Annotated in this window: 10 protein-coding genes and 3 pseudogenes; 4 read left to right on the top strand and 9 right to left on the bottom strand. The window is 64.2% G+C overall.

Annotation, left to right across the window (positions count from 1 at the left end; genetic code table 11):
- The 4 genes and pseudogenes from M3461_19235 to tpiA form a co-directional block, all read right to left on the bottom strand.
- On the bottom strand, positions 1-223 hold a 223-nt coding region (locus M3461_19235), incomplete at its 3' end, for a hypothetical protein (protein ID MDQ3776333.1).
- A gap of 87 nt (positions 224-310) precedes the next feature.
- Positions 311-538 (bottom strand): annotated as a pseudogene (locus tag M3461_19230) (transposase).
- A 1001-nt stretch (positions 539-1539) separates the two neighbouring features.
- Positions 1540-1797, bottom strand: a pseudogene (gene secG / locus M3461_19225) (preprotein translocase subunit SecG).
- A gap of 23 nt (positions 1798-1820) precedes the next feature.
- Entirely contained in the window at positions 1821-2570 is a 750-nt protein-coding gene (gene tpiA, locus M3461_19220; protein MDQ3776332.1) for a triose-phosphate isomerase, read from the bottom strand.
- A gap of 245 nt (positions 2571-2815) precedes the next feature.
- On the opposite strand from tpiA, the pseudogene M3461_19215 reads away from it, so the two are divergent.
- Positions 2816-2995, top strand: a pseudogene (locus tag M3461_19215) (aldo/keto reductase).
- An 85-nt stretch (positions 2996-3080) separates the two neighbouring features.
- Positions 3081-3914 carry an aldo/keto reductase gene (locus tag M3461_19210; GenBank protein MDQ3776331.1) on the top strand — a complete coding sequence of 278 codons (834 nt, stop codon included), beginning with the start codon at positions 3081-3083 and terminating at the stop codon, positions 3912-3914.
- An 89-nt stretch (positions 3915-4003) separates the two neighbouring features.
- Here M3461_19210 and M3461_19205 read toward each other — a convergent pair whose 3' ends face one another.
- Positions 4004-4198, bottom strand: coding sequence for a hypothetical protein (locus M3461_19205; GenBank protein ID MDQ3776330.1), 195 nt, complete (start codon positions 4196-4198; stop codon positions 4004-4006).
- Between the two features lie 4 nt (positions 4199-4202).
- On the opposite strand from M3461_19205, the gene M3461_19200 reads away from it, so the two are divergent.
- Positions 4203-4532, top strand: a complete 330-nt coding sequence (locus M3461_19200; GenBank protein ID MDQ3776329.1) for a glycosyltransferase — start codon at positions 4203-4205, stop codon at positions 4530-4532.
- 49 nt (positions 4533-4581) lie between these two features.
- Here M3461_19200 and M3461_19195 read toward each other — a convergent pair whose 3' ends face one another.
- A complete protein-coding gene (locus M3461_19195) occupies positions 4582-4956 on the bottom strand; it encodes a DUF2784 domain-containing protein (protein MDQ3776328.1) in 375 nt (124 codons plus the stop codon).
- A 238-nt stretch (positions 4957-5194) separates the two neighbouring features.
- Here M3461_19195 and M3461_19190 point away from each other — a divergent pair, with 238 nt between their 5' ends.
- Positions 5195-5359, top strand: coding sequence for a hypothetical protein (locus M3461_19190; GenBank protein MDQ3776327.1), 165 nt, complete (start codon positions 5195-5197; stop codon positions 5357-5359).
- 1074 nt (positions 5360-6433) lie between these two features.
- On the opposite strand, the gene M3461_19185 is transcribed toward M3461_19190, so the two are convergent.
- The 3 genes from M3461_19185 to lgt form a co-directional block, all read right to left on the bottom strand.
- Complete coding sequence (locus M3461_19185; protein ID MDQ3776326.1) at positions 6434-6925, bottom strand: dihydrofolate reductase; 492 nt, start codon at positions 6923-6925, stop codon at positions 6434-6436.
- 99 nt (positions 6926-7024) lie between these two features.
- Positions 7025-7819 (bottom strand): thymidylate synthase, encoded by a 795-nt coding sequence (locus tag M3461_19180; protein MDQ3776325.1) that lies wholly within the window; start codon positions 7817-7819, stop codon positions 7025-7027.
- A 1-nt stretch (position 7820) separates the two neighbouring features.
- Complete coding sequence (gene lgt / locus M3461_19175) at positions 7821-8603, bottom strand: prolipoprotein diacylglyceryl transferase (GenBank protein MDQ3776324.1); 783 nt, start codon at positions 8601-8603, stop codon at positions 7821-7823.
- Between the last annotated feature and the right edge of the window lie 1052 nt (positions 8604-9655).

Genomic DNA, 9655 nt, shown 5'->3' with positions numbered 1-9655 from the left:
GCGGCGCCGTCAGCGACATGACCCAGGAAATACTGGCGAGCAAGCCGAGACGCATGAGCAGCGCTAAGCTCAGACCGATGACACGCGCTCGATCGCGCTGGTGCGGTGGCAGCTTATCCGCCAGGATGGCGATGAAGATAAGATTATCGATGCCGAGGATGATCTCCAGCACAACCAGGGTCAGAAGACCGACCCAGATGGCCGGATCGGTTAGCCACTCCATTATGTGACTCCTGTAGCGCTGCAAGAACTCGCTTGGCTTTCGTGCTCGGCCATTGAGCAAGCGGAGGGTGCGCTGTGCGCACGAGGATTATTCGTCCGGTTCGCCATAACCGCTTTGGGTCCGCGCCAAAGCACTGCCCGCCCAGTCACGTGGATACAGACCGAGCAGGACATAACGATGAAACGTCGAATACGGCCAAACACAGACCTTCGCGACGAGTCCATGCTTGACCGGATTATAATGAATATAATCCACACGCCGGGCATAATCGCCGTCATTGCGGATCTGATGCTCCCAACAGCGCCGTTGTCACAGGGCAAGCTCCCGCCGCTTATGTCGGGATGCCGATTTGACTTGCCGACAGCAGACGCCGGACCGTCGGGGAGACATGCCGTTTGATCTATCGCTTGCTGCGGACCCCCGTGGAGCAGCGGTCCACCCCGCGCTCCACCGGACGTCCGAGCTGGATGGCAGGAGGAGGAAGGAGACTTCGGGAGCACGCCAACGTTCGCGTTCATGGCCCGCGTCAGCGGGGCAAAGCGAAGCGAAGCGCAGCCACGCTTGCTGGAAATCACCCCCCTAAAAAGCAACGAAACATCCGGTGTGCAGCAGATTTCTCTCACAAGCCCTGAGATCCCCAGGCAGTCCATCCGCGGGCAGGCATGCGCTCAGTGGTATCAGGGCGTCTTGTTCTCCTTCTTGTCAGAGGACGTCGATTTCCCCGTAGACGGCTGCTGTTTAGTCTTGGATTCGGGAGTGCGCTCGGTCGCGGGCTTGTCAGTCGCGGGCTGCGTCTTTTTGGTCGGGACCTCGGGTGCGGTCGCCGGGGGCTTGGCAGCCGCGGATGGCTCCTTCGGTGGCTTGGTGGGCTTCGGTGATGCGGCCTCCGTAGTTGGCGCCGCGCCGGGCTCGGCGTTCGGTCCTGCGGTGGGACCGGGTTCGGCCGGCTGTGCGCCCTTGCTTTCAACGCCTTCTACCGGTTTCGGCGTCGCTCCGGCCTCGCCTTCTTCCACCGCCGGGACATCCTTCGGAGTATCCGCGGCGGGGGCCTGGATGTTCGGTGCGGCCGATCTTGATTCAGCCTCTGATGATTCAGGCGCCGATGATTCAGGCGCTGGGGTTTCAGGCAATGGTGAATCAGACCCCTGTGATCCCGACGGCGGCGACACCGGGGCGGGCGGCACACCCCGACCCGACTCGCCGGGGAGGGCCGGCAGATCGGACTGCGGTGCCTCTGCCGGCGGCTCGGACTCCTTTTCTTCGATCGGGGCGATGGTGTTCTCGATGATCTCCGTCGGCAGGTTGTCCTCCTTCCCTTCTTCGATGACGCTTTTCGGGCTCGTCGGGTTGGCGGACAGATAATTCAAGAAGAAGCTGTTGGAAAAAAACAGGAGGGCCAGGACCGCCGTGGCCTTGGTGAGAAACGTGGCCGAGCCGCGCGCCCCGAACACGGTGGCCGAGGCGCCACTGCCGAAGGCCGCGCCGGCATCGGCGCCCTTGCCGTGCTGCAGGAGGATGAGGGTGATGAGGCCGATCCCCACGAGCACGTGTAATACCAGAAACAACGCTTGCATGTAGACCTCTTGAATCGATAATCCTAAGCCGCCCGGCAGATGGCCAGGAACTCCGCTGCGCTCAAGGAGGCGCCGCCGATGAGCCCGCCGTCGATGTCGGGCATGGCGAACAGCGCTGCGGCGTTCGCGCCCTTGACGCTGCCGCCGTAGAGGATCGGCAGGGAAGCGGCGGTCTCTGGGTCTCGCTCCGCGATCCGGCCGCGGAGGTAGGCGTGGACCGCCTGGGCCTGTGCCGGGGTCGCGTTGCGGCCGGTGCCGATCGCCCAGACCGGCTCGTAGGCGATGACCGCCGCGCGTAAGCCCGGGACGCCGCTCTGCTCCAGGACCACCCTGAGCTGCCTCTCGACGACTGCTTCGGTGTTCCCGGCCTCGCGCTCCGCGAGCGTCTCTCCGAGGCACAGGATGGGGATCAACCCGCTAGAGAGCGCTCGCGAGAACTTCCGCGCCACCTGCCCATCGTCTTCCCGGTAGACCCGGCGCCGTTCCGAATGGCCGACGATGACGTAGCGGCAATCATAGTCGCGCAGCATGGCCCCGGACACCTCGCCGGTGTAGGCCCCGGCCGCCTCTTCGCAGACGTCTTGCGCGCCGAGCGCGATGGGGGTCCCCTCCAAGAGCTCACCGACCAAGGGCAGATAGATGAACGGCGGGCACACCGCCACCTCCGCCCGCGGCGCGGGGTCCAGCCCCTCCTTCAGGGCCTGGATGAGCGGGGGGATCTCGGCGCGCGTGCCGCTCATCTTCCAGTTGCCGGCGACGAGCCGTGGTCGCATCTCATGTCCTCATTGGTGAAACACCGAGCGGCGCGGGAGATTAGCGGGTTGGGCCTCTGAGATCAAATCGATGCGTGCAGGGCCCCGCAACGTTTCCCACTCACGCATGGGGGTGCGCGGCGGGTAAAATGGCTGGCTACCCCCTTGGAGTCGCACACGATGCAAAAGCGCCGTCTCGGTCGATCCCGATCTCTACCTAACCCCGCTGGAGCTCGGGACCTGGGCGATCGGCGGTCCCTGGGCCTATGGGGCCGCAGGACGATGCCGAGTCCGTGGCGACGATCGGCCGCGCGCTCGACCTCGGCGTCGGCTGGATCGACACCGCGCCGGCCTACGGCCTCGGGCATGCCGAGAAGCTGGTCGGGCAGGCGATCCGCGGCCGGCGCGATGAGGTCGTGATCGCCACCAAGTGCGGCCTGGTCTGGGACGATCCCGCGCAGGGCCGGGTCACCAACCGGCTCACGGCCGCGAGCATCGAGCGCGAGCATCGAGAAGGAGGCGGACGACAGCCTGAAACGGCTCGGGATCGAGTGGATCGACCTCTACCAGATCCACTGGCCGAACCCCGATGCCGGCATCGGGGAGGCGTGGGAGGCCATGGCGCGATTGATCGAGCGCGGCAAGGTCCCCGAAATAGCCTCGGCCATCGTCGGCGCGCGGTCTCCGGCGCAGATCGCCGAGACTGTGAGGAAACGTCGATCAGGCCCTGTCGGCCGAGGCCCTCGGGGAGATCGAGCGTTTGCTCGACGAGCGCGAGGGTTTGTGCCGAGAACGGCGCCCGGTCGAGGCACCCTAGGGCTGGCGAGAGGGCCGCGGTCGCAATGCATGCAACAGACCGAGAGTAAGTCGGCGCCGGTCCTTTTTCTCACGACACCCTGGTGGTCGGTGGATCGGAAAAGAAGACCGTGGCCGTTTCGAGCGAGCTTGCGTGCCGCGGCGTCCCGTTCTCATCGCCTATCTGAATCCCCCCGCGCCCTTGGCCGAATGGGTCGATACCCGGGTCCCCCTGGTGTGCCTGGGGCGTCGGGGGAAGCTGTCCTTCGCCGCCATCGGACGCTTAGCCGAATACGTACGGGTGCACGGGATCCGGTTGATCCTGTGCGTGAATCTCTATCCGATGGCGTACGCTCTCGCGGTTCAGCGGATGCGCCCGCGGAACGCGCTTCCTTTCGATGCCTTGATCAATGTGACCGACTTCGTGTCGCTGAAGCATCATGTTCAGATGCTTGTCTATCGGTGTCTCCTGTCGCGAGCACGGACGATCGTATTCGGTTGTCGATTGCAGCTCGTGAAATGGCGGCGCGTCTACCGCTTGAAGGGAGCGAGGTGTACCTATATCTATAACGGCGTCGATGTCGATAGGTACCAAAAGGGAGCGGTTTCCGGAAACCGCGACGAGTGGCTACGGCGGTGGGGGCTCGATCCGAGTGCCTTCATCGTCGGGAGCATCGGTCGGTTGCGGAAGGAAGAACCACCAGGACCTGATCCGCGCGCTGGGGCGACTGGTCGCCCAGGGCGTCCATGCCCAGTGCCTCATCGCGGGAGACGGCCCGGAACGGAACGCGCTCCGGGGCATGGTGGCGGACCTCGGTGTAGAGGAGCGTGTCGTATTCGCAGAAGGATCTCACGGATGTGCGGCCGGCCTTGCTCGCGATGGACGTCTTCGTGCTGACATCGAAAGCGGTCGAGACGTTCTCCAACGCGGCGCTGGAGGCGATGGCCATGGCCCGCCCCGTGGTGCTGAGCGATGTGGGGGGCGCGCGGGAAATGGTTTCTGAAGGGAAGAACGGCTACGTCTATCCCAAGGGGGACGTGGAGCGACTCGCCCAGATCCTGAAGCTCATCCACGATCGTCCGCACCTGCGCCAGGCCTTGGGCGATGTCGGGCGCGTGATGGTCGAAGAGCGATTCTCGTTCTCGCAGATGGTCGATGAGTACGAACGCCTGGCCTTTGCGAAATGACCCATCGCACGCGCGCTCCTGCAACGGCGGCCAGGCGGGTGGAATAGGATCATGCTCCGCGATCCCGCCGCCACCGGGCGATCACCCGCCAATACACGATGGCGTTGATTACGACGAGCGCGACGCCCAGGACGATCTGTGACCGTCGGGTCAATCCGTCGGGATATAAGATCGGTACCAGATAGTGTTCCACGAAACCGCCTGGGTACCCCACTTGTCCGGCCTCTTGGCGCAGCCGGTTCTCCAAGGGCGTGAGCGGACACCCGAAGCCCAAGAGCTCGATCAAGATCCCCCAACAGGCGGCCGGCAGGTGGATCCAAACGACCCACTTGAAGCGCATCGCCAGGAGGCCGCCGAACACCACGAACGACACGAACAGGACATGGACGAGGACGACCAGATCGGCGAGCGCGGCGTACCACATGGTGCTGTTTCGATATGCCGTAAGTGACGAGGGGACGGCCCTGAGCGCCAGCCGGTACGTCGCGATCTCCTACCAGCTTCGGGCATATCGCACAGACCGGCCCGATAGTCAATGCGCTGCGGTCGCGGATCCCCGGTCTCCGGCTCATCATCCGATGCGCGGCCCCCCTTGGCGTCTTGCAAGGCCATTTGCGGGGTTCGTTCGAGCACGTCGCCGAGCCCGTCGACATGCCATGCAGATGTCGAATTCCCTCGATGTCCTGGCAGTCCTGGCTCCAGCCAGTTATACGGCCTATATCGAGACGCACCCCGAGCCGAGCATGCCCATGCCGGGCCTTTCCAACTGCTGGGCGATGGGGCCGATCTTCCGCATCGGGCGTCGTCGCACAGGTGAGATCGAGTAGGCTGCAGTTCGGGACACGACCTCGAAAACCCGTGCCCGGACATAAAAAACCCCGCGGGCGCGGGGTTAAGGTGGCGGAGGTCGACCGCTGCAAACTGAGACGTCATCGATCTCGATGGCCGCGGTCGCGATAGGCCCGTTCGGATCTAGCGTTGACGGGCGCCGCGCTCGCCGCCGGCTGAGCTACGAGGGAAGCCAGGAGGGTGACCAGAATGAGCTCGATGGCACTGTTCATTGGGTTACTCCACGGGCGCTTGCACAACCAGTTGAGCAAGCCCTGGACCAAGCCGGGGACCGCCCACCCGTTATGATTATCTATTTGATTTCACGTGACTAACAGATCAGCGTCGGAAAAGCTCCGGTGCAGCGACTGCGCCATGGCAGGGCGAGGGTCCCTGTAATGGTGCGGCGCAGCGAGGGCGCTTCACGCGCGGCGCTATGGGACCGGCCCCCGGCCCTCTGGGAATTGAGATCCGGTGCTCGGACGCGAGTATGCCGGTGCCGATCAATAGGCCTTGACCGGCAGCAAGGTTCGGAGTGGGATGGCGCCTACCGCTCACCCGCTGATCGAACTCATAGACGGGTAGGGGTTGACTCAGGGCGAACGTACCGTCCGCATCGGGCGGACCCCGGGCGGCGGGGGCATGCGTGGTGCCTGGGTCGGCTCGCCAAGATGCTCAAGGAAACGCTGAATGGAACCCGCCTCGCTGACCAAGGCGATGATCCGCATCGGCTGCCCACAGCGAGGGCAGAGGAGCGGGAAGATTTGCATCCTCGGCGCGCCAAGCAGGCCTATCCCTGGACCTGGCTTTCATTAGAGAGACGGGCGACCTCGCCCACCGATAGGTTGAAGGCGAACGGGATGTCTCTGCTGCGGGGAGCGTTTGGAGGGGCGCGTTCAGACTCCGCTCAGGGACCGGCCTGAGGTTGTAACGTACCCAGTAAACCCTCCGCGATTTCTACATTATCCCCTTCTACCAATAGGTTACGTGGCCCGGCTAGGCTCCGATTCAGCGACTGCGCCATGGCAGGGCGGGAGTCCCCGTAATAGCGCAGCGCAGCAACGCACGCGACGCTACGGGACCGGCCCCCCACCCACGCGTTCCAGGACCACGAAGCTATAGGAATAGCGGTTGGCCGGATCGGGCGGGTGATCGATCCTGCCACACTCGCGCCATTCGCTTGGGTCATAGTCGGGAAACCAGGTGTCGCCGTTGATCTTGGCGTGTACCTCGGTGAGGTAGATGCGCTCGCACAGAGGCAGGGCCCTGGCATAGATTGAAGCACCCCCGATCACCATCACCTCACCGAGCGGCCGCGCCACGGCCAGGGCCGCCTCGAGATCGCGGGCGACCTGGACGCCCGCGCCGCGCACCTCGGCGTCGCGGGTAACGACGATGTTGGTCCTGCCCGGCAGCGGGCGGCCGATGGATTCGAAGGTCCGGCGGCCCATGACGATGGGTTTGCCGAGGGTCAAGGTCCGGAAATGCCGTAGATCGGCGGGGAGATGCCAGGGCAGCCGCCCGCCCGCGCCGATCACGCGGCCTTCGGCCATGGCCACGACCAGACCGATGCCGTGGAGGGCGATCGGGTGCGAGGTTGAGTCAACCGGGGTTTCTCGTGACGCCACCGTCCGTTACTAGGGCGGGCCGGGCGTGACGCTCCGCTACACCGCGATGGGCGCCGCGATCGGCGGGTGGTAACGGTAGTCCTCAAGCGTGAAATCGCCGGCGGTGAAATCGAACAGCGACTGGACGTCGGGGTTGAGCCGCATCCTCGGCAGCGCATAGGGGCTGCGTCCGAGCTGCGTCCGGGCCTGGTCTACGTGATTGAGATAGAGGTGTACGTCCCCGAGCGTGTGGATGAGATCGCCCGGCACACGGCCCGTGACCTGGGCCAGCATCATCGTCAGTAAGGCGTAACTCGCGATGTTGAACGGTACGCCCAGGAACACGTCGGCGCTACGCTGGTACACCTGGCAGGACAGGCGGCCCTCTGCCACGTAGAACTGGAACAGGCAGTGGCAGGGGGGCAGCGCCATGCGCTCGATCTCGCCCACGTTCCAGGCGCTCACGAGGAGGCGCCGCGAATCGGGGTCGGTCTTGAGACCGTCCACGACCCGGCTCATCTGGTCGATGGTCCGTCCATCGGCGCTCTGCCAGGCGCGCCACTGGGCGCCGTACACCGGACCCAGGTCTCCGTTCACGTCCGCCCACTCGTCCCAGATCGTCACCCCATGCTCGTGCAAGGAGCGCACGTTGGTGTCCCCGCGCAGAAACCACAGGAGCTCGTGGATCACCGATTTGATGTGCAGGCGCTTGGTCGTGACCACCGGAAACCCGATCCCCAGGTCGAAGCGCAGCTGGCAGCCGAATAGGCTGAGCGTGCCGGTGCCGGTGCGGTCGCGTTTTTCCACCCCCTCAGTCAGGACCCGACGCAAGAGCCCGAGGTAGGGTGCCATGTCAGCGCCGCGGCCGCAGGCACAGCCACAGGCCGGCGAGCAGCATCGGGACGGTCAAGACCTGTCCCATGGTCAGCCAGCCGAACGCGAGGTAGCCGAGCTGGACGTCCGGCGCGCGCACGAACTCGGCCAGAAAACGCGCGCAGCCATAACCGACGAGAAACGCCCCCGAAACCACGCCCATCGCCCGTGGTTTCTTCGAGAACGTCCAGAGCCACGCGAACAAGAGCACGCCTTCGAGCAAGGCTTCATAGATCTGGGACGGGTGGCGCGGGATGTCGCCGGCGGCGGGGTCGGGGAACACCACCCCCCAGGGGAGATCGGTCGGCGTACCCCACAGCTCCCCGTTGACGAAGTTGGCGAGGCGGCCCAGCAACAGGCCGATCGGGACCACCGGGGCGACTAGATCCGTGACCTCCAAGAAGCGCTTACCGGCTTTGCGCGCAAAGCAGGTGGCGGCCAACAGGACGCCGATGAGCCCGCCATGAAACGACATGCCCCCCTGCCACACCTTGAAGACCGCAAGGGGGTCTTTGACGTACACGGGAAAATCATAGAAGAGGACATGTCCGAGCCGACCCCCGATCACGAGCCCGAGTGCGGCATAGAACGTCAAGTCGCCGACTTGGTCTTCGATCCAACCGGAGCCGGGGCGGGGCGCCGCCCGGCGCTTCATGAGCCACCAGGCCGACAGGATCCCGGTGACATAGGCGAGCCCGTACCAGCGGATCGCGAGCGGGCCGATGTGAACGGCCACCGGGTCGATGCCGGGAAAGGGGATCACCCGGATATGTTAGCACGCGAGCCGTCGGGCGCCGATGCGGAGGCCGCAGTAGGGTGGTGGTGCGAATGCGGGCTCGGGTGAGGGGATCGACAAGCGCGATTCGTGACCGTGCGTGGTAGAAACGCCCCGATGACGACGCCGCGCGCCGGTGGATGACGGCTCGGGAGCGATGCGGCCCGTCCGCAGCGCCGGCGCATTGCATAATCGTTCGGGCTTGGCTATACCTTACTTTTAGCGAGATCGCGAGGGCAACTGCCGGGGCGCGCCCTCGCCCCGGCACCTCCGGTTGTGTAGGTCGGCCTCCAACACGCAGGTCCCACGGAACGCCAGTGGCCTGGTACCCGATCCCGTGCAACGTGGGAGCGAGGCCGGCACGGCGAGATCCGCAGGTCACAGCCATGCGTACGACCCGCACCCGGATGGGCAGCGCTCCGCGCCGGCACACGGAGGAGGTGTTGCGCGATATATACATTCCTGAGCAAGAATTCGTGCCTCACCCGATGGAGTTCCCCGGCGAAGCAGATCGGGAAAGACGTGGATCTGATGGGTATGCGCCGGATCGAGGGTGCTACGTGGCACTTCTTCCGAAGTCCAGTGACGTTTTAAACTCTTTGGTGGAAGATTGTCTGTTTCAGCTCTCAATGCTTTTCAGCTTATCCGAAATTATCTCTTCCACATTAATTTCATCTTTTAGTGCGCAAGTCTTATCGCATAGCACGAGTATTCGACCTGGGCGAAGATGACCGCTCTCATTCAAAACCGCCAACAGACGAGGTCCTCCCAGCTCTGCTGCAAGCGTATCCACTAAAAGACCTAATCTCTTTCGAGATTGTGTGTCGAACGTGATTACTGTCGCAGGATCAAGCCCATTAGTTCCAAGTACACCTTGAACGGATGTCCACAAATACATACAGTCGCCAACCTCCTCTAGAGTACTTGCATAATGAAATACGATGCAAATGAGTCAAGTTTATCTGATGGCGAGTTGTGCCTCCTGGCAGGCCTGGTCGATGAGGGTTTGAAGCCTCTCGAAGGCAGCGCGGATAGGGGAG

The sequence above is a fragment of the Pseudomonadota bacterium genome, from assembly GCA_030860485.1.
In the GTDB taxonomy this organism is placed as follows: Bacteria; Pseudomonadota; Gammaproteobacteria; order JACCXJ01; family JACCXJ01; genus JACCXJ01.
Note: the sequence above shows the minus strand (reverse complement) of the source record. Positions and strands in the feature narration are given on the sequence as shown.

What these genes read in the sequence shown, in the direction of transcription:
- tpiA (MDQ3776332.1), bottom strand. Translation starts at nt 2,570, where the DNA reads ATGCGACCACGGCTCGTCGCCGGCAACTGGAAGATGAGCGGCACGCGC.
- M3461_19195 (MDQ3776328.1), bottom strand. Translation starts at nt 4,956, where the DNA reads ATGTGGTACGCCGCGCTCGCCGATCTGGTCGTCCTCGTCCATGTCCTG.
- M3461_19190 (MDQ3776327.1), top strand. Translation starts at nt 5,195, where the DNA reads ATGTCGAATTCCCTCGATGTCCTGGCAGTCCTGGCTCCAGCCAGTTAT.
- M3461_19180 (MDQ3776325.1), bottom strand. Translation starts at nt 7,819, where the DNA reads ATGGCACCCTACCTCGGGCTCTTGCGTCGGGTCCTGACTGAGGGGGTG.